Genomic DNA, 23,028 nt, shown 5'->3' with positions numbered 1-23,028 from the left:
CCACACCGTTTAGGCCTTGCCCTTGCCAGCGTTGTATGAGCGGGGCATCATGTGCGGGCTCATCGCTGCCAGGTAGCTGTTTCGACAGGCCTGCGGCTGCGGCCCCCGGGCAGGACGCGCACGGGACCGCAAGAGCAGGGGAAAGTTCCGCGAAGTAGGTTGGCATCGAAGGGAAACAGTGTTTTTTCTTGTTGCGCTCCCTCATTTCCCGGTATAGAGTTCTACCTGCGAGCATTGGACTATAACAAGGCTTCGCTGAGGACATGCCCGGCCCCGGCCATCTTCCTGGGAAGGAACGCGCCAAATGAGCGGTGGGACCCATGCCCGGCAAGCTACCTGCACGTATTATTCCGATCCGTGCAGTAACGATCGAAACAGTAAGCTAGTGAAAGGAACTATCGCGATGAAAAAGACACTGTTAGCGACTGCCATTGCCGGTGCCCTGGGCGTCTCCGCCGCCGCTCAAGCCGCCACCGTCTACGACCAGGACGGCACCCAGGTCGACGTCTACGGCCGTATCAACTTCGGTTTGACCACCGGTGGTTTAGACGGTCACAACACCGACGACCAGGGTCGGGTAATTAAGGAAAGCGGCTCCGAGTTCATCGACGTCTTCTCCCGCTTCGGCTTCCGTGCCCGCCACCAGGTCTCCAGCGACCTGCTGGCCTTCGCCAACATGGAAATCCGTCCGCAACTGGATCGCCAGCACAACAGCAGCCCGCAGATCCGCAACTCCTTCGTCGGTCTGACCAGCGATCCGTTCGGTACCGTGCGCGTCGGTAACTTCGACGGCATGGTCTACCAGGCCATCACCGGTCTCTTCGAGATTCAGGAGTACGAGGGCTACACCACCTTGAGCGGTGGCGCGACTGCCGCCCGCGGCGACTCCATCGCCTACTCCACCCCGGATCTGGAAGGCTTCCAGGCCCACGTACAGGCCAAGCACCTGAGCGGCAACAATGCCCCGATGGGTGGCTTTACTGATCCGGATACTGGTGAGTGGGTGGAAGTGGACAACTCTTCCACTCAGAGCTGGCAGTCCGCTGTGACCTACACCTGGAACGATCTGTTCCTGGGCCTGGGCTACAACCAGTCCAAGGACGTGGAGGATCGCGGCGCCAGCTACGACGGCGGCGGTGCCAACCCGGCCGGCGAGGACGTCTGGGTCGGTGCGGTGGTCTATGACTTCACTCCCGCCTTCCGCCTGGGCGTGAAGTACGAGGAAGTGACCGATCTGCACGACCAGGATCGCATTGCTGCAGACGCTGAAGATTCCATCGAGAACATGTGGACCCTGATGGGCGTGTTCGACTACGGCATGGGCGAGCTCTACGCCGACTACAACCGTGTTCGCTACGCTCTGGATGGCGTCGACAGCGGCAACCGCTGGACCCTGGGCGCCAACTATCGCTTCAGCCAGCCGATGTACGTCTGGGCCGAAGTCGTCGACTATGACTTCGACAGCGATCAGTCCATCAGCGACATCGACGACGACCTGCGCCTCACCGTCGGCGTTCGCTACGACTTCTAAGTCGAGCTGAACCGCAAGACGCGTCGACTCGTTCGACGACAGAACCGGCCCCTGAAGGGGCCGGTTTTTTTATGGATGCGCCAGGCATGGCGCGCAGCGCCTGACTGGCGCTGTTCCCGAGGGTGGTGCCAAGAGGGCTCTCGATAACTGTAGGCGGGTCGGAAAACCCAAGTCCGCAATTGATTCGGCAAACCCCAGGCGGCGCAGCCCATCGAGCTGGGTGACACCCTCGTTCCCGACTTCCTGTGCAAGGCTTACAAGGAATGGACTATCGTGCCCGTTACGGGTATGGTTTGGGAAGTGAGCAGGTGTGAACATGCTGAAGCGAAAGGATTTTGCACGATGGCAATCGGGCGAGAAACTGTCCGATACGGCCTTATGCAAGGCGGTCCAGGAAATGGAGGGTGGGTTGATTGACGCCGACTTGGCCGGCCACCTTTACAAGAAGCGGGTCGCCCGTCCAGGTGCTGGTAAGAGCGGTGGCTACCGTACGTTACTATCGGCCAAGGACTTGGTGAAGGCATTACAGGCTGGCGTTTTACTGGAGGTGTGTTGTGACGAGCAAAATCATTGAATCCCTGCGTGGTGACCTGGCCGCATTGCACGATGCTGGAGCGATCAGCAAAGTGACCATGCGCGAGTTCGACGCGATTTGCCCGCCGCCAGTGCGCGAGTTCAGTGCCGACGACATTAAACGTCTGCGTGAGGCACTGCACTTCAGCCAGCCGGTGTTTGCCCATCACCTGCACACCACGGCCTCGACGGTGCGCAAGTGGGAACAGGGTGAGACGCGCCCAGCCGGCCCGGCGCTCAAGTTGCTCAACGTCATCGCCGACAAGGGCTTGCAGGCCATTATCTGATGCGTCTATCCGGCGAGTCGGATGGAGTTTTCTGATACGCAACGATCGTTGTGATGCATGCAATCATTGATTGGTGTTCGGGGGCTCGAGATACGCTATCCATGGCTCCTTCTAAAGAGGTAGGACATTGGATGGACGGTCGTAGGAAATGTATCCACTGGAAACGTTGATAACAATTACTCACCCATTTGACAAGACGAAAGTGCTACAGTTACTGAAACTTTCATTTGATTACCGTTTGGTGCAAGCGAAGATGCCTGTCGGGTACTAAGGTTGATCTGGGTCAAGGAAGCTCTCACTTTGTCAATGGCTTCGTCGCTGCGGCAGGACACCGTCAGACCAGGCGGGCCAGAATCCTGATTCCAGAGGTATCAAAGCAAAGGAGAGGAGAGGCCAGATGGCTGAGTCCGGTCGGTGCCAGCCGGTCAAGGAGACCCGCTGCGAGCTGTGCAGCCAGCATGCGCGTTGCTTGCCGCTGGGGCTGGAGCTCAATGAGCTGGAGTCCTTCGACGCGATTCTCCAACGCCCGCGCCCCCTGAAGCGGGGCGAGGCGCTGGTGCGCCAGGGGGGCAGCTTCGAAAGCCTTTACGCGGTGCGCTCGGGCAGCCTGAAGCAGACGGTGGCGCAGGAGGGGCAGCGCGACCAGATCACCCACTTCTACCTGCCCGGGGAACTGGTGGGGCTCGACGGCATTGGGGAATCACGGTGCTATGGCAGTGTGGTGGCACTGGAAACCACCTTCGTCTGCGAACTGCCTTTTACGCGCCTGGAAGACCTCGCCGAACATTCGCCCACGCTGCGCAGTCAGCTCTATCGCTGCATGAGCCGCGAGCTGCGTAACGACCAGCGCATGATGTGCCTGCTCTCGGGGCGCACCGCCGACCAGCGCCTGGCCAGTTTCCTGCTGGGGTTATCCAACCGCTTCCGCGCCCGCGGCTTTTCCCCCGCCCGCTTCCATCTTTCCATGTCCCGTTCGGATATCGGCAGCTACCTGGGGCTGGCGCTGGAAACCGTCAGCCGGGTGCTGGCACGCTTTCAGGCCCAGGGGCTGGTCTCGGTGGAAGGGCGTGAAATGACCCTGGTCGACCGGGACGCGCTGCTGGCCCTGGCCGAAGAAGGGGCAGGGCGCCACTCCGGGGTGTGAATCCCTGCGTCGGTTTTTCCCCCACCCTGTTGGAGCGCCCGGTTCGACGCCTCGACTCCGCGTCGCGGCTGGCGCCTCAGGCGCCCCGGCGGAGGCCGCCGTCGTGGCGATGGTTGCGTTTCAATGTTCTCACTGGCGTTGCAGTTCGGCGATGGTGCCTATCGGTAGGAACATCCGTAGTGGGTTGGAGGGCAGCGACTGAAAGCCAAAGCCGGCATACAGTCGCTGTCGCCGTGTTATGGCCTCGGGGTCGCCGCAGTCGAGGATGTCCAGCAGCACCATGGCCGTCCCTACTCGTTGCGAGGCCAGGTAGGCCCCATTCAGGGCATCGATCAGCAGCCGACTGCCGATGCCCTGGCCCTGGGCGGCTTCGGCCACGCCGATCATGCCGATGAAGGCTGCCGGTAGGCTGCCATCGGCCAGGGCAACGCGCTGGTAGCGCTTGGGTAGGTCTCCGCCCTGCACGCTATGTGCGTTGATCGAGTAGAACCCGAGAATCTCGTCTGGACGCCGTTGAGGCTCCACCATCACGAAGACCTTGACCGTGCCGCCTTTCATCAAGCGGCTTGCCGTCTCTTTCAGGTAGCGGTCCACCTGGGGAACGCCAGACGAAAAAGCCGCTCGATCGTGCTTGGCCTTATCGAGCGGCTCGATGACAACGGAGGATGGCATCAGTGCTTTGCCACCGTCTCCTGGTGATGGGCAGAGGCGGCCCGCAGCTTGTCGGTCGGTGCCGGCGGGTTCTCCAGGGCGTCGAAGAACGCGTGATGGTCGTCAGCCGTCAGCCGGGTCACCTCATGCGCCTGGATCGTTTCGAGGGCGCGCTCGTAGGCGGCGGCCAGCACGAAAGAGGACATATCCTGGCCGCACAGCGCAGCGGCGCGCTCGATGGCTTGCTTGATGCGCGGTACGGTACGGAAGGCGAAGCGCTCGGTATTGCGCTCGCGGCCGTTGCCAGAGTCATCGTGGGGATAGGCGGTCGGCATCGTGGCCTCCTTGGCACCGTGTGCTCGATTCGCTGATCGGCGCCGAAATGGGGTGGATAGGCATAGCGTACGTCTTTTGTGCGTACATATCAACGAGCTTGCAAGGGCGTGGAGAGTTTCGCTAGCGTTCATTGTTAACGCAGGCAACCCTGCGGTCGCGGGCTGTTGCTATCTCCAACAGCGGTTTGCCCCTCCTGGGTGGAGAATATCGCTGTTGGAGCGCTGGTCCCCCATCGCGACTGGCGCCGCAGGTGCCCCGGCGGAGGCCGCTGCGTTGGCAATTATCGTCAAGGCGGGGCGACACCGCGGTCGTGCGATAAATCGTCCTCCTACAGCGTGGCCATGTCTGCCATGGTGGAAAAGCCGCGGTCACGAGCTGACGCACCTCCCGCAACCCGGTGCTGTCGCTGGCGCCGATGGAATGCGATGATAAGGGTAAACCCCTTGGCGATAGGTGGATGGCCCTTGGCAGGATGGTGGCTCCCGACTCTGCGTTCCCGCCTGCTGCTTGGCGTCAGCCTGGGCTGGCTGATGCTGGTGGCGACACTGTTGCTCTACAGCCATCTCAGCGGTGGCACTCTGGCCAAGCGCGAGAACCTGACTCACCTGGAGTACGAGGCCGACCTGGTCGCCCAGCAGCTTCGGCGCTCCATCCAGGAGCGACAGAATGCCCTGGCCCGGCTGGAACCTTCCCTGTCGGTCGACGATCCCGATCTCGTCACTCGCCTGCAGGCGCAGGAGGGGCTGCTGTCGCTGTTCGATCGGCTGATGGTCTTCGATGCCGAGGGGGAGCCGGTGGCTGCCTGGCCGCCCTTCGAACTCGGCGGACCGACTATCGCCGACCGCGACTATTTTCGCTATGTGCGCGGTATTCGCAGGCCTCATGTCAGCGAGCCCTATGAGGGAGGGGAGACCGGCGTTCCGCAGATCATGGTGATAGAGCCGTTGCTCGACGACGAGGGCCGCTTCTTGGGCATCCTGGGGGGCAACTCGAGCCTGCGGGATGGCGATGCCTTCATCAATCTGCGCTCTCTGCGTATCGGCGCCCAGGGGTATGTCATGCTGGCCACTTCCCGGGGGCAGGTCATCAGCCATCCCGATTCGGGCTGGATCATGCAGTGGGTGCCCGGTGCCGAACGCGTGCCGCTGATGGATCGGGCGCTGTATGGCTGGGAGGGCAGCGGCATGGGGGAAGAGCTGGGCGGCGAGCCTGCGCTGATGGCGTTTCGTCAGATCTGGCCGGCCGACTGGGTGGTCGGCGCCTTCCTGCCCATGAGCCAGGTGCGGGCGCCCATCCAGCGATACGCCACCGAGCTGCGCTGGGTGGGGCTGGCGACCATGGCGTTCATGCTGCCGCTGCTCTGGTGGTTGCTGGGCCTGGGGCTCGCGCCGTTGCATCGGCTGGAACGGTTGATCGAGCGGATCGGGCGGGGCGATGTCGAGAGCCTTGCCGTGGATACCTCCCTGGGCGAGCTGCGGCAGGTGGCCAAGGCCTTCGATCGGCTGGATGCGCAGCGTCGCGATGCCCTGGCCGCCCGGGAAGCGCGTGAGGCCTTCCTGCAGGCGGTGCTGGAGTCGTCGCCGGTGGGCATGTTCCTGGCCGACATGACGGGCCGGATGAACTACATCAACCCCGCGCTGGAGTCCCTCTCCGGCTTCGACCTCGCCACCTCCCGAACGTCCGAGTGGGTACGCCGGGTGCATGTCGACGACCGCCCGGCGTTCATCGAGAACTGGCGTGCCATGCTGCAGAGCGGGGAGGAGCGCCGTCAGCAGTATCGCTTCCTGCGCGGCGATCAATCCTTGTGGCTGGAGATGCAGGTGAGCCAGGTTCAGCTGGATGAGGCCGCACTGGGGTTCGTCGGCATGATCCAGGATATTACCGAGCGCCATGAGCGGGAAACCCGGCAACGCTGGGAGGCGGAGCACGACCTGCTTACCGGCTGCCTGAATCGCCGTGGATTCGAGAATCGCCTGGAGGAGGCTTGTTCCCTGCACCGCCGGAAAAGCGACAAGGTGCTGTCGCTGATCATGATGGACCTGGACCATTTCAAGCCGGTCAACGATACCGCGGGCCATGCGGCCGGGGACGAGTTGCTGCGCCGAATCGGCCAGCTGCTGCAGGATGCCGTGCGCCAGCGGGATGCCGTGGCCAGGCTCGGCGGCGACGAGTTCGCCCTGTTGCTGCCGGGGTGCCCGCTGGATCAGGCCGCCGACATCGCCGAGCGGATTCGCGAGCGCATCGAGCAGATCGAGTTCCGGGCGGAGGGGCACGGTTTCCGCGTCACGGCAAGCATCGGTGTGTCACGGCTGGACGAAGAGGACCGCGATGGCGGGCCGTTGGTGAAACGGGCCGACCGCGCCAGCTATCGTGCCAAGCACCGGGGGCGCAACCAGGTGGTCATCCAGGATGGGGTGCGGGCAGCCGCGGAGACCTGAAGGGGTCCGTTGGTGGCCAGGATTACAGCATTCCTTCCGCATGCCGATACCTGATTCTGATGCGTTGAAAAAGGTTGGTCGGGCTGTCTCGTTGTCACCAGAGAATGGCAAGAAGCATCGGTGAGCCCGCATAGGTGAGCCCGCATAGGTGAGCCCGCATAGGTGAGCCAGCGCTGAACATCGTGTCGGGAGGTACATCGCCCTATGCCTCATAAGACGCTGGACATCGGCAGGGATACCACGCTCTACATGGCCGCGGTGCTCATCCTGATGGGCGGTGCGGGGCTGCTGACCCACTGGCTGGGCATCGTTTACCCCCTGCGTAGCGTGTTGTTGCCCGACACGCCCCATGACGAGCAGGCGGACATGGCGCAGTGTCTGCTGCGGCTCGTGGCGCGGCCCTATCGGATAGACGACCACGAGCTGTACCTGTCTGCCAGTATCGGTATCGCCATGAGCCACGACGCCATCGATCAGCCCATGAAGCTGATCCAGCAGGCCGACATGGCGATGTACAGGGCCAAGCAGCAGGGGCGCAATGCCTATCAATGGTTCACCCGCGAAATCACCAGGCGCGTCAATGAGCGTCTGGCGATGCGCAATAAACTCCAGGAAGCGATAGATGGGAAGCGGTTCGAGCTGCACTACCAGCCGCTGTATGACCGTCGTCTCCGTGGAAGCCCTGCTGCGCTGGAATCACCCGGAAAGGGGGTATGTGCCGCCGAGCGAGTTCATCCCGGTGGCGGAGGAGACCGGCCAGGTCATGCCGATCAGCCGGTGGACGCTCGAGCGAGCGTGTCTCGACATGCGCTTCCTCGACTCACGGGGGGTCGAGGGCCTGAAGGTGGCGGTGAACCTCTCTCCCGTGCAGTTCCATCGCACGGGGTTCCTGAAGACGTTGAGCCATTCGCTGGCCAGCTCGAGGCTTCCCTGAAAGCCGGCCGACTGTCGGAATCGGACATGCCTTGAGGCTCAAGGAGCCGACCCCCAATCATATGCGTAACGTTGTCTTTGTGTGTCGCGGGGTCGTTCGTCCACTGCTGCGTTGGTAGCCGCTCATGCCTCTTCGTCACTATCGTAGTGGATGATCGACAGCAGCTGCAGCGGTACCTCCAGCAACTTTTCCGGGCCGTGGGGAACACCAGCATCGAAAGCCAGGCTGTCTCCCGGCCCCATTTCATAGAACTTCTCGCCATGGCGGTAGATCAGGCGCCCTTTCAGCAGATAGATGAACTCGTGCCCGGCGTGGCAGAAGTTGGGAAACACCTCGCTGGCGTCGTCCATGGTGATCAGGAAGGGTTCGTAATGTTTCTTGGGGCCTTGAAGGTAGCTCAGCAATTGGTAGGTATGACCGACTTCGGTTCCGGTGCGTACCACTTCCATGCCCTCGCCCGCTTTGATCAACTGAGCGCCCCGGCCGACCTGGTCATAGTCGCTGAACAGCTTGGATATGGGTAGGCCGATGGCATCGCACAAGCGGCTCAGGGTGTCCAGGCTGGTGGAAACCTGCGCATTCTCGACCTTGCTGATCATTCCCTGGCTCAGCCCCGCGATGCGCGCGACGTCGGAAATCTTGTAACCTTGGGAAATGCGCTTCTGTTTGAGCGCGCGAGCGATATGCTGCTCAAGCCGCAGGCGGGTTTCGCTCTTGTCGGTGGTAATGGAGTCGTTCATTGCCGCTGGGACCTTTGTATTGCACGTAACGCCAGCCACCGGGCACCTGCGCTGAGCGGCATGCCCCTGTTTTGCCATGCCATGGCCCGGCAGGGAAAACGGCATGCGAGGCTGGCAACCTGTTGCGCAACAGAATAACAAACTTCAGGCGGGAAGGGGGCACCGCTCCGTTGGGAGCGGATGCCAGGCAGCGTAATCAGATATTGACGCCCTTCATGGCGCCTTCTTTCAGCAAGTCCGGCTCGATATTGCTGAAGGTACGATTTTCGTGGACGACCATGCGGGCCACGACACCGACCATGATGGCCGTCATGAGGGCCAGGAACAGCCAGACGCCGAACGAATCGGGGCCAAAGGTGAAGACCGCTTCGGCGCCTTCCCAACTGGTGATCGGGCTCATTCTATTTCTCCTTCGAGTGTCATTTCATCATTCGTGCTACGCCCGGAGCGTTGCCACCGGGCGTTTCGATTACCGCATCTCACGTACTGCGAGCTTGGCCGCCGTTGGCTGGAACGGCCTCCGGGTAGGCCTTGCTCGGCACCTCCACCGCATCGATTCCCATATGCTCCACCTCTGGGGGCACGCGGAGTATCCCTGCTCTCTTGAGGACCAGGGAAAACAGATAGCCGGGCACGAAGCCCAGCAGCGCCATCACCACCGCGCCGGTGAGCTGGCCGAGGAAAGTGATGTCGGGCAGGCCCTCCATGTTGGGATAGCCGTGCATGAAGATGCCGGCGGCGATCAGGCTCCAGATACCGGCGAAGCCGTGGACGGAGACGGCACCTACGGCATCGTCGATGCCTAGCTTGTTCAGCGCGCGACCGGTGATCGGGATCATCGCGCCGCCGGCGAAGGCGACGGCGAAGGCGACAGGCGGGTAGTAGAGATCCAGCCCGGCGGCGACCGAGATGATGCCCGCCAGGGCGCCGGACACCATCCAGAACGGGTCGCGACTGATGGCATAGGCGCCGATGACACCCCCGCCGAACCCGATCAGCGCATTGAAGGCGAAGGCCGAGAGGTTGGTGGGCGTGCCGTAGATGGTGGTCCAATCCCCCCCGACGTTGTAGATGATGCAGCCGCCGAGGAAGCCGAACAGGCCGACGATGATCAGCATCAGGCCGATGATCGCCATCGGCATGCTATGGGCGGGAATGTCGTTGATCTCGCCGTTGGGGCCGAACTTGCCGATGCGTGCGCCGAGGTTGATCAGCACCCCCAGGGCGAACATGCCGGCTACTGTATGCACCGGCCCCGCCGCGCCGATGTCATGGTAGCCGAACTGGGTCAACAGCCAGCCATCGGGGTGCCAGCCCCAGGCGGCGCCGAGTATCCACAGCACGGCGCCGAGTAGAACGGCCATCATCACGTAGGCGCTCAGCCGTACGCGCTCGATCAGCGAGCCGGAAAGGATAGATGCTGTGGTGGCGCCAAACATGGCGAAGGCGGCCCAGAAGATGCCAGTGCCCTTGTCGGCGACGTTCGGTCCCATGCTTTCGCTCCACGGCGCGCCAAGGGAGGCGCCCTCGGCGATACTGAAGCCCGCGGGGAAGGCACCGTAGATCCACCAGCCGACCAGGAAGAAACTTGGCAGCAGGTAGCCGAGGGCGAGGATGTTCTTCACTCCCGCTGCCAGGGCATTCTTGGCGCGTGATGCTCCCATCTCGTAGGCCAGGAAGCCCGCATGGATGAGGAACATCAGGGTCATGCACCACCAATAATAGATTTCCATGTCGATGGAACTGAGTAGTTCCACCTGTTGCTGCAATGCTTGCAGTTGGGACAACGCATCTGTTTCCACGGAAGAGTCTCCTCAGCCATGGCCGGCATGGCCTGGCTTTCGATGGAATGTCTTGTGATGTTTCTTGGTAGGATATTTTTTTTCTCATTGCGATTATTTCAATGCAAAAACATGGCCAACCCTCCCTTTAAAACGATCAATCTGAGTAAAAAATATTTAATTCGTTGTTTTATCAACTTATTACGGAATAACGCTGAATCCTCGAGAGTCATGCGTGCCATCGGTGGGAGAACACTTGGCACCGTTGCGGTGCGAGTGGCGCCTGCCATGCCGCGAAGGTGGATTGCAAGAGCCCTCGATCCTCAACTCCGCACCCGCAAGCGCTCGGGATCGTGAAAGGGCAGGATGGCCACTTCGGCTGCCAGGCGCTTCTGATGACCGTCGAGACGACCGACTTCCAACCGGGTGCCTGGTGCCGTGAATTGGGGAGCCAGCCGGCACAGGGCGATCGGGCAACCCAGCAACGGGGACTGAGTGGCGCTGGTCACCACCCCGACGGGAAAACGTCCCTGGTAAACCAGGTCGCCATGGGTGGGCACTTCCGCGCCGCTGAGGCGCAGTCCCACCAATTTGTGGCGACCTTCGGGCGACTGGCTGGCCAGGGCATTGCGACCCATGAAGTCCTCCTCCTTGGTCTTCAAGGGCACCGTGAAGCCGATACCCGCCTCGAAGGGGTTGATCTGCGGACAGAATTCGTGATCGGCGAAGATCAGCCCGGCTTCTATGCGCAACATGTCGAGTGCGGCAAAGCCGAGAGGAGCCAGGCCGTAGGGTTTGCCCGCTTCCCAGATCGCATCCCAGACGGCTTCGGCATGCTTGGGATGACACCAGACCTCGAAGCCCAATTCGCCGGTATAGCCGGTGCGGGATACCATCAGCGGTATGCCTTCCGGCCCCCCGAGGCGCCCGATCATGAAGTGAAACCAACGCAGTCCGGCCACGCTTGGCTGGGATTCGGCATTCCAGATCAACGTTTCCAGCAGCTCCCGGCTGCGTGGCCCCTGAATGGCCAAATTGTGCAATTGCGCGGAGGATTCGCGAATGCTCACCCTGGCGCCGCGTTGTGCGGCGAGCTCTCGTAGCCAGATACCGTTGTAGGGAGCGCCACATATCCAGCGGAAACCCTGTTCGCTCATACGGAACAGAGTGCCGTCGTCGAGCATGCCGCCCGTCTCGTGACAGGCCGCCGAATAGACGATTTCACCCACTGCCAGACGCCGGACGTTGCGCGTCAGGGCATACTGCAGCAGGGATTCGGCATCCGGCCCCACGACCTCGAACTTGCGCAGCGGTGACAGGTCCATGACCGCGACTCGCTCGCGGCAGGCCAGATACTCGGCACGGGCGCCCCATCCCTCGAACGCTTCCGGTACCCAGTAACCGCGATACTCGATGAAACGCTTGGTCAGGGCCGATGTGCGGTCATGAAAGGCTGTCTGCTGGGTCATGCGCGGTAGCTCCTCGGGAGTGACTCGGCTGGCAATGGCTCGCGGGAAGTGTTGTTCGGCGCCATAGAGGCGTATGTGAATGTCGGTCGGACACCAGCCGTTGGCCGGGTCGATATCGTCGGGACAGGCCGAAGAGGCACAGAGCAGGTCCCGTGTTGCGCGCAGCAGCACGTAATCCCCGGGGCGCGACCAGGGTTCGTCCTGCGTCAGGCTTCCACAGGGCTCCACCTGGGTGTTGAAGAAAAGATTGAGCGCCGGCCAGCCCGAACGCGACCGGATGCCGAAGGGGGCCAGTTCGCGATTGAAGTTTTCGGTACAGCTGATATGACCGAAATAGCCGCTGTCCTCGTAATATTTGGGGGTACAGGCCAGGAGGAAGCTGTCGTGGCGGCCAACGGTATCCTGCACCAGCTCCAGCATCGGCTGCTGATGGATATCGGTCACCCGCGAGTAGAGCCCCGGTTGAGGCAGGGCAGTGCCCGCAAGGGTTCGTGTAGCCGTTGAGTCGAGCGTCAGCTCCTCGCCGTGCGCTAGGGCCGCCTTGTCGAAGGCGATGAAGTCGGAACACTGTTTGCCGGCGACGTCGATGACTTGGATCCACTCACCGGCTCTGACCTCGTAGACACGCGCGCTGCTGTGGGGAATGCGGATCTCCGCCCGGCAGGAAGCGAGGGGCGGTGGCAATCCCGTGCCGGCAGAGGCATGGCGCCAGTGCTCAACGTCCAGTTCGGTGGCCGGGCACTGGCCATCGACGGTCATGTCCTCGCCGGGGGCAAGCAACACCAGAATCAGTGGGTCGGCGTCGGCAGGCAGCGTGAGCGTCCAGGGCAGCGCTTCTCCGGGAAGCTGAACTCCCCCGGTCATCAGGGCCGGGTCGATACGCCACTCGTCGAAACGCTTCCGCAGCGCCTGGCTCGCTTCTCCTGCCCGGTGCAGTTGCGCCACGGCCAGACAGGCCAGACGCGCTCCGGGCGGGTCGATGGCGGCATGTACCAAGCCATTACCGTCGAGGGCCAGTAGCTCGCAACACTGGTGGCCATCCTGTGACGATACGGTGATGCGCTCGCCGGGCAGAAACGATAGGCGTATTCCCCCCTGGCCGGGGATGCGGTAGCGCTGGGAAGTGGCGCCGGATTCCCTTTCAATAGCCAGCCTTCTATTCATGCTGTTACCTCGCTAGTTGTCATTGTCGGCGTGCCGGTGCCTGGCATGTGCGTTTCCGGGGTGCATGATTGTCCGTATTGCCCCGCATTGGTGCGGGATTGGCCTGGCGTTGATGCGCAGCTGGCCTGATGTCGTGACTGGATGGCTATTTCTTTCAAGGAAAAAATCTTTACTTGTGGTGTTGAATAGAGCAATGCGTCAAAGGAGGTAACTCCTTGGTAGTAACCACGGCTAGATGGCATGGATCATGCTTCATGTAACGCTGGGTGAAGAACGCTCACCACGACAGGAGGCGCCCCGTGGCGATCAGCCTCAGCAACTGGTTGGGCCGTATGGCCGGCCATTCCGAAAAGGTGCGGCGGCACAGGCGAGAAGCCTGGCGGGAAGGGGAGTTTCTCGCTGGTTTGGTGCTGGGGGTCGTGGCATGCGGCGATCCGCTCAGGGAACTTCCTGGCGTACTGCAGTCACTGCAGGAGCGGCTCAACCGCGGGCGTTCCTATACCGACCGTGTCGATGTGCTGGTAGCGCTGAGAATGCCCGGCACACCTGCTCTCTCCCTGGTGGCACCAGCACACACAGCGGTGCCGCCCGAACTCGTCTCGTCGCTGGCGTATCAACTGGCTGGCCCGGTGGAATCGCCATGCACGCTCGTCGAGCCGGACGTGGGAGAGCCGGTATATGCGCTGGTGCTTTCCCGGGTCCGTGAGGAGGCGCCAGCCTGGCTGCTGCTGCGCTTCGCCCGTTCTCGCCCTGGCACCGACCAGGTGGCGCATCGCTACGGCGTGTTGTGCAGCACCCTCGGCGAGGGGTTGCGTCTCAGCCTGGCGCATCAACGTCAGTTGCAGCAGGCGGTGGGTACGGAGCGGCGGGAGTATGCGGCGGAGTTGCATGATTCGGTCGCTCAGGAACTGGGCTACCTGCGCCTGAAAACGGCACGCCTGATGCAGCACTGCGAGGGCAGTGGGTGTGACAGGCTCAGCGAGGCGGCAACTGTCATTCACGAGCAGACCCACCGGGCCTACCGCCGTACCCGCGAACTGATCAATATGGCCAGAATGTCCCTGAAGGGCTCCCTGCACACTGAGCTGATGGGAACGGTGGAGGAGTTCGAGAAGCTCTCCGGACTGGTCTTCGAACTCGACGACCGGGCCCATTCGCTAACGCTGCCGCGTCCGGTTGCTCTGCAGGTGCTGCTGATCGTCCGCGAGTCGCTGAGCAACAGCGTACGCCATGCGCACGCCTCACATGTCCGAATTCAACTGCTGCCGCGTACCAACGGCGGGCTGCTGGTGCGTGTGGAGGACAATGGACGGGGCCTGTCGGGCAGTGAAATCACTCATGGCAGCTTCGGACTGGACATCATGTCCGAGCGTGCCGGCAGGATCGGGGCACGGCTGTGGCTGGGCGACCGGCCTGGCGGCGGCACCCGGATCGAACTGAAACTCGATATGCAGAGGTGACCATGGATGTGGCTGGCGTCGTACTGGTTGACGATCATCCTCTGTTCCGACGTGGCGTGGCGGAGTTGCTTACCGAGAGCCAGCGCTTCGAGGTACTGGCGGAGTTCGATACCGCACAGGAACTGCTGCCCAGCCTCGACCGCCTGCATCCCGAACTGATCCTGCTCGACCTGCAGATGCCCGGTACCGATGGCATGGCACTATTGGAGCGGATCAAGTCGCTGCATGACGATGTCTGGGTGGTGATGCTGACGGCATCCGACAGCAGCGATCATCTGTTGCGGGCCATCCAGCTCGGCGCGGATGGCTATCTGCTCAAGGATACCGACCCCGATATCATTCTCGAGCGGCTCGAGGCCGTGCTGGAAGGCAAGGTGGGTCTCAACGATGAGATGGTCATGATGCTGGCCCAGCGGCTGCGCAGCGAACGGTCGCGAGCCTGCGCCGGAGTGGATGACGTACCGCCGGATTGGCCGGCAGCTCTCACCGAGCGTGAGTGCCTCACCCTGAGATGGATTGCAAAAGGTCTTAGCAACAAGCTGATCGCCCGGGAAATGGGGATCAGCGACAGCACGGTCAAGGTGTATGTCAAGAATCTGCTGCGCAAGCTCAACCTGCGCTCGCGGCTGGAATTGGCCGCTTGGGTGCATGCCCATCCATTGCCGCCGGAGGGGGAGCCGACATGATCGGTCTGCTCGGCTCGCTTGGCCTGACCGGCAGAGAGGGGGAGGCCGGCGACGCCACGCGACTTCTGGATAGCCTGAACGAGGCCGTGCTGATCCTCGATGCCACCAGCCGAATTCTCTTCGCCAACCGCCGCTGGCGCGAGATGGGCGGGGCTCGTGCCCATCGCCTGCTCGGCCGTATCCATCCCGCCGATCGCGACTGCTGGCACCGCCTGCGCCTGCAGGTGGAGCGGCGTGTCCCGTCCGCTCCGCTCACGGTGAGAGTCATGAGCGCCTCGGGCGAGCTGCGGTGGTGTGAGGCGCGTGTCCAATCGCTGCACGGTACGGACGCATGGCCCGCCAGCATGACTCTGTGCGATGTAACCGCCCAGGTGCGTCAGGAGCAGATACTTTCCGCCAGCCACCGCAGCCTGTCGCAACTGGTCAATGGACTGCCCGTGATGATCTATCGCGCACGCAACAACCGTAACTGGAGCATGGAGTACGTCAGCGAAGGTTGCCGGACACTGACCGGTTACGCAGCGGAAGCCTTGGTGAACCAGGCGCCGATCAGCTATGGCGAGGTCATTCATCCTGATGATGCGGACCGGGTCTGGGAGCAGGTTCAGGACGCGCTGCGTCGGCGTCTCGACTTCGAGCTTCACTACCGGATACGTCATGCCGAAGGACACGTGAAATTCGTCAGCGAAAAAGGGCATGGCCTCTATGCAGGCAATGGCGATGTGCTGGGGGTCGCCGGAGTGATCATGGACTTGTCGGGCGTCGATTACCCGCCTCGTTAACCCTTTAGGTTTACCCTTTCCTGGGAATAGGTATTCACGCTGGACTCGATTAGGTTGGAATTCAAGTGAACGCATGGGTGCGTCACTGCCTGAGTGAATCCAACAACTAAACCGAGACTTCAGGACATGGTCATGACCAAGCGTGTTGCCATCATTGGCGCCGGTCCCAGCGGCCTGGCGCAATTGCGGGCCTTCCAGTCGGCACGGGCCAAGGGGGCGGAAATCCCGGAACTGGTGTGCTACGAAAAACAAGCCGATTGGGGAGGGCTCTGGAACTATACGTGGCGGACGGGGCTGGACGAAAATGGAGAGGCGGTGCACTGCAGCATGTATCGCTATCTCTGGTCCAATGGCCCCAAGGAGTGTCTGGAATTCGCCGACTATACCTTCGAGGAGCATTTCGGCAAGCCTATCGCCTCATACCCGCCGCGCGCGGTGCTCTGGGACTACATCCAGGGGCGTGTCGAGAAGATGGGCGTACGCGACTACATCCGCTTCAACTGCCCGGTGCGTCAGGTCCTGTACTGTGAGCAAAGCGGAAAGTTCACGGTAACCGCTCACGATCATACGTCCGATACGGTCAGCAGCGAAGAGTTCGACCATGTCGTGGTGGCCTCGGGGCACTTCTCCACTCCCAACGTGCCGCAATTCGAAGGATTCGAAACCTTTGGCGGGCGCATCCTCCATGCCCACGATTTCCGCGATGCGCTGGAATTCAAGGGCAAGGACATTCTTCTGGTCGGCAGCAGCTATTCGGCGGAAGACATCGGCTCCCAGTGCTACAAGTACGGCGCGCGCAGCGTTACCACCAGCTATCGAACCCGCCCCATGGGCTTCAAATGGCCTGAAAACTGGGAGGAAAAGCCGCTTCTCGTCAGGGCCGACCGGGACCGGGTGCATTTTTCCGACGGCACGAGCAAGAAAGCCGACGCCATCATCCTGTGCACAGGCTATCTGCATCACTTCCCTTTCTTGAGCGAACCCCTGCGCCTGAAGACCGGCAACCGCCTATGGCCCCTTGGGTTGTACCAGGGTGTGGTATGGGAGGACAACCCCAAATTTTTCTACTTGGGCATGCAGGACCAGTGGTACACCTTCAACATGTTCGACGCCCAGGCCTGGTATGTCCGGGATGTCATTCTCGGCCGCATCGGTGTGCCTGAAAAGGCGGACATGCGGCGCAGCAGCGGCGAGTGGCGCATGCGGGAAGAGGCACTGGAAACGGATGAAGAGATGATCGTTTTCCAAGGTGATTACGTAAGATCACTGATCGCCGAAACAGACTATCCCAGCTTCGATATCGACGGTGTGAATCGCACTTTCCTCGAATGGGAGCACCACAAGCATGACGATATCATGACCTTCCGCGATCACTCCTATCGCTCGCTGATGACCGGAAAACTCTCTCCGCCCCATCACACACCATGGCTCGAGGCCATGGACGATTCTCTCGAGGCCTATCTGGCCGGTCCTGCAACGGTCATGTCCAGGGCGGGTTGATACGACCTGGCTTGACCGGACTCCACCATGCCTTACCCCTGAACGAGGATTCATCATGGCAATGCAATATTTCGAACAAGCGATCAAGGCTGAACTTCCCAGTATGAATAAACCCGGAAGCAACGCCTTTCTCGATGATATTGTGGCTTCTAAGGATGAAGAAAAAATGATCGTTTCCGGATTTTTCCGTATGGAGAAATCGGAGATACCACTCGAGTATTACTACCACTACCATGAAATGAAAATTATCGTTTCAGGGGAGTTGCTGATTTCCGATGAAACGGGAAAGCAGGTACATGCCCGAGTGGGAGATGTCTTCTATTTCGAAAAGGGCAGCACCATCACCTTCCAGTCGCCCAGTGTCGGTGTCGGCTTCTTTTGCGGCCAGCGTGTCGAGGGCGATGCCTGATCATCGCTTTCCGGGAACTCCGCCGCCCGCTGGTGTTGCCAGCGGGCGGCGTGGCCCGAGGCTGATGACTTGGGGGATTGCCGGCCTGGGCAATGCCGCGGTCGCGAGCTGAAGCTACCTTATATGCCCCCCATACACCCTGATTTTTCCATCCCGTTGGAGCGCTGCCCCGCATTGCGACTGGCGCCGCGGGCGCCTTGGCGGAGGCCGCCGGCGTTCAGCAACGTTTCGGTTCCCAGCGACCCACCCTCGATCCTGCATGGCATCGAGGTCTGGGCGACCCGCCCCGTCGGGAAGGGTGCGGTGGCTACAACCGCTGTTACCCCACTTGACGGGGCACTCCCTTTGGGCTGCAGAAATATTGATCAGAAAATCTGATTATTTAATCTGATAAATCGTTTTGTATTTTATCAATCGGTGTCCTAGGATCTGATCCAGATCAATATTCAATCAATTTCTTCTCCTGGAATTTGATCTAGATCAATAAAGGGCAGCCTCCAGGCTGGCCGTATAAGAACAAGAGACTATGTGGAGCCGCCGATGAGACTCTATCTTTCGATCAACTCCCCCTATGCGCGAAAAGTGCGCGTGGCCATTCACGAGCTTGGCATTGCTCAACGCATCGAGATGGTGGAAACCGACCCGCGAGACCCCTCCACGGGGTTCTGGGACGTCAATCCCCTGGGAAAGATTCCGGCCCTATCCCTCGCCTATGGGAGCACGATTTACGACTCCCCCGTCATCGGCGAATACCTCAATGAATTGGTGGATGGCGCTCTGTTGCCAAAGGATGCGTCGCGACGCTGGCGAGTCCGGACCTTGGTGGCACTGGGCGACGGCATTCTGGACGCCGGCATGGCGGTGCGCCTGGAAGACATGCGCCCGGAGAACGAACGATCCGCCACCTGGATCGCCAAGCAATTGGCGACTGCGCAACGTGGCGTGGATGCCCTGGAACGATTGTTGCCGGAGTACGACGACCGGGTCGACCTGGGTTCCATCTGCGTGGCGTGCACCTTGGCCTGGCTCATGTTCCGGCATGAAGAGCAGGAGTGGCTGAGTGGCCGCGAGCGCTTGGCATCCTGGTTTCAGGATTTCGATCGCCGGGAGTCCATGCGAGTCACCCGTCCCGGGCTTCCCCTTGAAGTCTCTTGAGCACGCGCTGGTCGTGCCTTTCAGCATCTGCGTTTTTGGCAGATATAACAATATTCTCTAATGGAGTGCCAAGCAATGAAAATGAAGCATCTGTTCTCGCCGATCTGTATCGGGCTGTTCGCTATTGCCAACGCGGCAGCGGCTCAGGCCCAAAGCTTCTCTTTCGTCCATGGCAGCCCCGAGGGTCACATGCTGTCTCGCCAGGGGGCCGAACCCTGGATGGAGTGTGTCAGGGAGGAGTCGGAAGGCGAAGTAGATTTCGACTATTATCCCAGTGGACAGATTTCGAGTACGCCGGAATTGTTCCGGGCTCTGCAGAGCCGGATTGCCGACGTGGTCATCATTCCCATTGGCTATGTCAGCGATGAGCTGCCTCTCAATGGTGTCTCCATGCTGCCGGGCCTGGGCAGTTCTTCCAAGGAAATCGTCGCTGCCTATTCGGAAGCCGTGAGGAACGGTGTGCTGGCCGATGAGTTTGTTTCCCACGACATCATGCCGTTGTTCGTCTCTGTCTATCCCCCTTACCAGATGGTTTCCATGGGTGACAAGATCGAGAGCGTCGATGACTTCCGCGGCAAGGTGGTGAGATCGGCGGGAGGTGCGATGAACCTGGCCATATCGGAGCTCGGTGCCTCTCCTGCGGAGATTCCCATCGGGGACACTTACGTGGCGCTGGAGCGCGGAACCGCCGATGGCACCATCTCTGGATTCGCCAGCATCAAGCCCTTTAGCCTCGATGAAATCATGTCCAGCATGAGCCGTAATGGCGAGTTCGGTACCTTCTCCAATGTATTCGCCATGCGTCTGGGTGATTTCGAAGCATTGTCCGATGAGTTGCAGCAAGCCTTTCTGGAGTGTGGCGACCGGGTACAGGAGGATATGGCGCACTACCTGGACGATGAAGTGGAGCTGTTGTCACAGGAATTTGCCGAAAGTGGTATCGATATCTACGAGTTCTCTCCGGAGGCCCTGGAGGAACTCAACGAGCGCCTTGAGGCCGTGAGTGAGAGTTGGGTGCAGCGCCTGGAACGTCGCGGTCACCCCGCGCAACAGGTGTTCGATGAGTATGCGGCGGCCCTGGCCGATCAATAGCGCTTCAGGAACACGGAGAGGTGAGAGGCATGCTGTCTATCGTACATAAGAGAATGGACGATGTGCTGGTTTGGACGGAGAACTTGGCGGCTATCGTGGCCGGGTGCGCGGCGTTGATCACCATGTTGCTGGTGACTTTCGATGCCCTTCTGCGTCACCTGTTCGCCTGGCCTCTCACCTTCCAACTGCATTTGACCCAGTACTACTTGCTCGTTGCGCTGACCATGCTCGGGCTTTCCTGGGGCTACCGGACGGGGGGGGCCATTCAGATCAGGCTGTTGATGGACAAGTTGCCACAAAGGTGCGTGGCGTCCTTGATTCGGATTGGACTGCTGGCTTCTTCCCTGTACATGGCTGCACTTGCCTGGCATGCCGCTCTGGTATTTCACCGGGCCTGGACTAGGGATCAGGTCATCATGGGGGTCATCGACTGGCCAGTGGCCTGGTCGTGGATATGGGTGCCCATCGGCTGCGGCCTGCTGGCCTTGCGCCTGCTGCTCGATGCAACGGCACCACGCCTGCGCCCCATTGGTGCCTCGCACTGACCGCTCCCAGGGCTTTCCAAAGGGTAGAGCTAAATGGATATTTTCGTTGGAATCGGATTGCTATTGCTGCTGATCGTGGTGGGGGTTCCGGTGGGGTTCGCCCTGGGCCTGGCCGGCGTCATTAGCCTGATCATGATCACGAACCTCAGTACGCTCGCCGGCTTGCTAGGGCAGGTGGTGCACCATACGGCCTCGAATTATGTGCTGCTCACCATTCCCATGTTCGTGCTGATGGCCGAATTTCTCGGTGCCAGTGGCATCGCCAAGGACTTGATGATTGCGTGTAATCGCCTGTTAAAAAAGGTGAAGGGGGGCCTGGCGATGGCCTGCGTACTCGCTGGTTCCATCCTGGCCGCCGCATCTGGTAGTAGTACCGCCTCGGTCGCCTCTATTTCCAGTGCGGCATTTCCCACGATGAAAGCGCTGGGATATGACGAAGGATTCTCCATCGGCACCATAGCGATCGCCGGTACGCTGGCGATCATGATTCCACCCTCCATTGCCTTCGTCGTGTACGGGATCATCACCGAGGAGTCCATCGGACGCCTGTTCATGGCCGGACTCATACCCGGAATTCTGACGGCACTTGGCTATATCATCACCATTGCCATCGCCGTACGTCTCTGGCCGCACCTGGCACCCGACCCCAAGGCGCTGGAGGAACGGGGCAGAATTGACGGCGCCGAGCTTCGCCAGTCTGGCCGTGTGTGGCCCGTAGTTATCCTGGTGGTTATTGTGCTGGGAGCGCTCTATTCCGGAATCGCTACTCCGACCGAGGTCGGCGCACTCGGGGCCTTCGGGGCGCTGGTTATCAGCCTGATTCTCCGGCGAATGACATGGGGATCCTTTACGGCGGCCGTGGGCAAGACACTGCGCACTACCTCGATGATCGTCACGATCATCTTCGGTGCGCTGCTGTTTGGCTACTTCATGGCTTACACCCACATCACTACCGCGATGATCGAGTGGATAGCCACGGCTGGTTTGTCGCCCTACGTGGTGCTGTTGCTGGTTGTGGCAGTGTACCTTGTCCTTGGCATGTTCATGGACCAATTCGCGATCATCGTACTGACCGTTCCCATCACTTATGCCGTCATGACGGGGCTGGGATTCGACGGAATATGGCTTGGAGTCGTGATCGTGAAGACGGCGGAGATCGGACTGGTGTCTCCTCCCCTCGGGCTGAATGTCTATATCGCTTCCGGTTCCACGGGAGTGAGCACAAAGAAAGGTTTCGCGGGAGTGTCGCTGTTCCTCGTGATCGACCTGGTGGTTCTGGCGCTGATCATCTCTTTTCCGGCCATGACACTGTTCCTGCCGGATCTGCTGGGATGAGTTGCCGGGGATCGAGAGTTTTTCAAGAGGTGAGGTATGAAACTGTTCACTTATGTCAAGGATAGCGAAGAGCGTGTAGGCGCTGTCTTTTGGGAAGGCGAAGGAATAGACGTTAGCGGCCGTTTGCAAGGATACGTGGAAGAGAAGAGAGGACGCGGCTCGTGGTCAGGGAGTGAGCCGGGAGAGCCCATTGGCATGCTGGCGTTACTCAGGCTTTTGAATGGCGACTTCTCCCTGCTGAGGAAAACGGTAGAGGAAGCGAAGCAGGCTGATTTCCTCATGCGGGACATACGAGTCAAGGCCCCTATCCAACGGCCAGGAAAGATTGTGGGTATAGGACGAAACTACGCCTCCCATGCCGGAGAGGGAGGGCTGAGTGCTCAGGAGGAGCCTAGGCTCTTTCTCAAGGCTAGCTCCTCCGTCATCGGGCCAGGAGACACGATCCCTTGCCCCCCCCAGGTGAGGAAGATGGATTGGGAAGTGGAGCTGGGGGTGGTCATCGGCAAGGAAATGAGTGATGTCGATGTGAAATGCGCGCTTTCGCATGTGGCCGGATACACCATCGTCAATGATGTCTCCGCCAGGGAGTTTCAATTCGACGTCGAGCCTCCGCAGACCTCATTTGCCAAGAGCATGGACGGCTTTTCCCCTATGGGGCCGGTCATGGTCACTGCAGATGTCATGCCGGATCTTGAGAGCGTGGAGCTGCGCTGCTGGGTGAACAGGCAGCCAATGCAGAAAGGGTATGTCAGGGACATGATATTCCCGGTGCCTTACCTGCTTTCCTATATTAGCCGATTTATGACTCTGGAGCCGGGGGATATCGTGACTACCGGGACTCCTTCCGGAGTGGGGTGTTTTAGAAATCCACCGGTTTATCTGAAGTGCGGAGATGAAATTCGCATGGAGATACCGAATATCGGAATATTGGAAAACTCTGTTGTAAATAAAAAAATCTGACATGAATGAGATGTTTTCCTCTATAGACGGGTTAAAGACGACCCAAATGGTCAGGG

The 23,028-nt window shown here is 60.7% G+C and carries 22 protein-coding genes; 16 read left to right on the top strand and 6 right to left on the bottom strand.

Annotation, left to right across the window (positions count from 1 at the left end):
• Positions 1-403 precede the first annotated feature (403 nt).
• The 4 genes from C1H69_RS19180 to fnr all read left to right on the top strand — a co-directional run bounded on the left by C1H69_RS19180 (position 404) and on the right by fnr (position 3,535).
• Positions 404-1,531, top strand: coding sequence for a porin (locus C1H69_RS19180; RefSeq protein WP_165789539.1), 1,128 nt, complete (start codon positions 404-406; stop codon positions 1,529-1,531).
• A gap of 316 nt (positions 1,532-1,847) precedes the next feature.
• On the top strand, positions 1,848-2,105 hold the full coding sequence (locus C1H69_RS19175) for a type II toxin-antitoxin system RelE/ParE family toxin (RefSeq protein WP_102654995.1): 258 nt from the start codon (positions 1,848-1,850) through the stop codon (positions 2,103-2,105).
• Entirely contained in the window at positions 2,086-2,391 is a 306-nt protein-coding gene (locus C1H69_RS19170) for a helix-turn-helix domain-containing protein (protein ID WP_102654994.1), read from the top strand. Before C1H69_RS19175 ends, C1H69_RS19170 begins: the two co-directional genes overlap by 20 nt.
• Positions 2,392-2,788: 397 nt before the next feature.
• Positions 2,789-3,535 (top strand): fumarate/nitrate reduction transcriptional regulator Fnr, encoded by a 747-nt coding sequence (fnr, locus tag C1H69_RS19165; protein ID WP_102654993.1) that lies wholly within the window; start codon positions 2,789-2,791, stop codon positions 3,533-3,535.
• Positions 3,536-3,664: 129 nt separating this feature from the next.
• Here fnr and C1H69_RS19160 read toward each other — a convergent pair whose 3' ends face one another.
• Together C1H69_RS19160 and C1H69_RS19155 are read right to left on the bottom strand one after the other, a co-directional pair.
• Positions 3,665-4,207 carry a GNAT family N-acetyltransferase gene (locus C1H69_RS19160; protein WP_102654992.1) on the bottom strand — a complete coding sequence of 181 codons (543 nt, stop codon included), beginning with the start codon at positions 4,205-4,207 and terminating at the stop codon, positions 3,665-3,667.
• Positions 4,207-4,521 (bottom strand): type II toxin-antitoxin system TacA family antitoxin, encoded by a 315-nt coding sequence (locus C1H69_RS19155; RefSeq protein WP_102654991.1) that lies wholly within the window; start codon positions 4,519-4,521, stop codon positions 4,207-4,209. The genes C1H69_RS19160 and C1H69_RS19155 overlap by 1 nt, the downstream gene beginning before the upstream one ends.
• 465 nt (positions 4,522-4,986) lie before the next feature.
• Between C1H69_RS19155 and C1H69_RS19150 the strand changes: the two genes are divergently transcribed.
• Together C1H69_RS19150 and C1H69_RS19145 are read left to right on the top strand one after the other, a co-directional pair.
• The gene (locus tag C1H69_RS19150) at positions 4,987-6,960 is read left to right on the top strand and encodes a sensor domain-containing diguanylate cyclase (protein WP_165789538.1); all 1,974 of its coding nucleotides are present in this window, start codon (positions 4,987-4,989) and stop codon (positions 6,958-6,960) included.
• Between the two features lie 204 nt (positions 6,961-7,164).
• Positions 7,165-7,929 (top strand): diguanylate cyclase domain-containing protein, encoded by a 765-nt coding sequence (locus C1H69_RS19145; protein WP_102654989.1) that lies wholly within the window; start codon positions 7,165-7,167, stop codon positions 7,927-7,929.
• Between the two features lie 87 nt (positions 7,930-8,016).
• Here C1H69_RS19145 and C1H69_RS19140 read toward each other — a convergent pair whose 3' ends face one another.
• From C1H69_RS19140 to C1H69_RS19125, 4 genes are all read right to left on the bottom strand, one after another.
• Complete coding sequence (locus C1H69_RS19140; protein ID WP_102654988.1) at positions 8,017-8,634, bottom strand: helix-turn-helix domain-containing protein; 618 nt, start codon at positions 8,632-8,634, stop codon at positions 8,017-8,019.
• Between the two features lie 196 nt (positions 8,635-8,830).
• Entirely contained in the window at positions 8,831-9,034 is a 204-nt protein-coding gene (locus C1H69_RS19135; RefSeq protein ID WP_102654987.1) for a hypothetical protein, read from the bottom strand.
• Between the two features lie 79 nt (positions 9,035-9,113).
• Positions 9,114-10,436, bottom strand: coding sequence for an ammonium transporter (locus tag C1H69_RS19130; RefSeq protein ID WP_338066188.1), 1,323 nt, complete (start codon positions 10,434-10,436; stop codon positions 9,114-9,116).
• A 302-nt stretch (positions 10,437-10,738) separates the two neighbouring features.
• On the bottom strand, positions 10,739-13,048 hold the full coding sequence (locus C1H69_RS19125; protein WP_102654986.1) for a DUF1989 domain-containing protein: 2,310 nt from the start codon (positions 13,046-13,048) through the stop codon (positions 10,739-10,741).
• A gap of 299 nt (positions 13,049-13,347) precedes the next feature.
• Here C1H69_RS19125 and C1H69_RS19120 point away from each other — a divergent pair, with 299 nt between their 5' ends.
• The 10 genes from C1H69_RS19120 to C1H69_RS19075 all read left to right on the top strand — a co-directional run bounded on the left by C1H69_RS19120 (position 13,348) and on the right by C1H69_RS19075 (position 22,972).
• Positions 13,348-14,508 (top strand): sensor histidine kinase, encoded by a 1,161-nt coding sequence (locus C1H69_RS19120; protein WP_102654985.1) that lies wholly within the window; start codon positions 13,348-13,350, stop codon positions 14,506-14,508.
• Between the two features lie 2 nt (positions 14,509-14,510).
• On the top strand, positions 14,511-15,194 hold the full coding sequence (locus C1H69_RS19115; RefSeq protein WP_102654984.1) for a response regulator: 684 nt from the start codon (positions 14,511-14,513) through the stop codon (positions 15,192-15,194).
• Positions 15,191-15,976: a PAS domain-containing protein gene (locus C1H69_RS19110; protein WP_102654983.1), complete on the top strand. Its 786-nt coding sequence runs from the start codon at positions 15,191-15,193 to the stop codon at positions 15,974-15,976. Before C1H69_RS19115 ends, C1H69_RS19110 begins: the two co-directional genes overlap by 4 nt.
• Positions 15,977-16,108: 132 nt before the next feature.
• Complete coding sequence (locus tag C1H69_RS19105) at positions 16,109-17,476, top strand: NAD(P)-binding domain-containing protein (protein ID WP_102654982.1); 1,368 nt, start codon at positions 16,109-16,111, stop codon at positions 17,474-17,476.
• Positions 17,477-17,531: 55 nt separating this feature from the next.
• A complete protein-coding gene (locus tag C1H69_RS19100; RefSeq protein ID WP_102654981.1) occupies positions 17,532-17,885 on the top strand; it encodes a cupin domain-containing protein in 354 nt (117 codons plus the stop codon).
• A 540-nt stretch (positions 17,886-18,425) separates the two neighbouring features.
• Entirely contained in the window at positions 18,426-19,040 is a 615-nt protein-coding gene (locus C1H69_RS19095) for a glutathione S-transferase N-terminal domain-containing protein (RefSeq protein WP_102654980.1), read from the top strand.
• 75 nt (positions 19,041-19,115) lie between these two features.
• On the top strand, positions 19,116-20,132 hold the full coding sequence (locus C1H69_RS19090) for a TRAP transporter substrate-binding protein (protein ID WP_165789537.1): 1,017 nt from the start codon (positions 19,116-19,118) through the stop codon (positions 20,130-20,132).
• Positions 20,133-20,161: 29 nt separating this feature from the next.
• Positions 20,162-20,677 carry a TRAP transporter small permease gene (locus C1H69_RS19085; protein WP_102654978.1) on the top strand — a complete coding sequence of 172 codons (516 nt, stop codon included), beginning with the start codon at positions 20,162-20,164 and terminating at the stop codon, positions 20,675-20,677.
• A gap of 33 nt (positions 20,678-20,710) precedes the next feature.
• Positions 20,711-22,012, top strand: a complete 1,302-nt coding sequence (locus C1H69_RS19080) for a TRAP transporter large permease (RefSeq protein WP_102654977.1) — start codon at positions 20,711-20,713, stop codon at positions 22,010-22,012.
• 36 nt (positions 22,013-22,048) lie between these two features.
• Positions 22,049-22,972 (top strand): fumarylacetoacetate hydrolase family protein, encoded by a 924-nt coding sequence (locus tag C1H69_RS19075; protein ID WP_102654976.1) that lies wholly within the window; start codon positions 22,049-22,051, stop codon positions 22,970-22,972.
• The last annotated feature ends 56 nt before the right edge of the window (positions 22,973-23,028 follow it).

This window comes from Billgrantia endophytica, from assembly GCF_002879615.1.
Lineage (GTDB): Bacteria > Pseudomonadota > Gammaproteobacteria > Pseudomonadales > Halomonadaceae > Halomonas > Halomonas endophytica.
The sequence above is the reverse complement of the archived record's forward strand: the minus strand, read 5'-3'. Positions and strand labels throughout refer to the sequence as shown.